2 protein-coding genes are annotated in these 471 nt (G+C 39.7%); one reads left to right on the top strand and one right to left on the bottom strand.

Annotation, left to right across the window (positions count from 1 at the left end):
• Positions 1–5: 5 nt before the first annotated feature.
• Complete coding sequence (locus JHD69_RS20325; RefSeq protein ID WP_233166129.1) at positions 6–128, top strand: efflux RND transporter permease subunit; 123 nt, start codon at positions 6–8, stop codon at positions 126–128.
• Here JHD69_RS20325 and JHD69_RS21180 read toward each other — a convergent pair.
• The coding region (locus tag JHD69_RS21180; RefSeq protein WP_233166127.1) for a hypothetical protein at positions 86–471 on the bottom strand (386 nt) is incomplete at its 5' end. The genes JHD69_RS20325 and JHD69_RS21180 overlap by 43 nt on opposite strands.

A 471-nucleotide genomic window follows, 5' to 3' on the forward strand; every position in this document is an offset into this window, starting at 1 on the left:
CGGAGATGTGTATAAGAGACAGGGGTATTTTGGGCTTGATTACCCTGCCTGTATCCCAATATCCCGAAATTGCGCCGCCTACCGTTCAGGTTTCGGCTTCGTACCAAGGTGTTTTCTTAACCTTTTGATGGTCGGTATGGATTTGTGAGTTTAGTTCCGGATTTATCAGAATCTTCCTTAAGGTAAGGGTGCGTTCCCAGCATGCCGTAGCAATAGAACCACCACTTTCTATATGACCATTATCAATTAGTTCACGCAATGTATGCAATAATTCTACAAGTGAACTTAAATAAATCCCACACGTCCCCAGTATTTTCTTTCTATCTTCTGTAAGATTAGCTACGTCCGTAAATCTTAATGCGTCAACAAATTGATCAAGAATTATGTCATACATCGAGGAGTAAACAGTCTTGTTCTGTTCGTTTGCTAAGCGCTCCAAGTCCTTAATTGTTAAATTCATTTTGTAAAATA

Origin of the sequence: Pedobacter sp. ASV12 (assembly GCF_016429155.1) — a bacterium.
GTDB lineage: Bacteria > Bacteroidota > Bacteroidia > Sphingobacteriales > Sphingobacteriaceae > Pedobacter.

Excerpts from the sequence above, each read along its gene's own strand:
- JHD69_RS20325 (WP_233166129.1), top strand. The coding sequence starts at position 6 with ATGTGTATAAGAGACAGGGGTATTTTGGGCTTGATTACCCTGCCTGTA.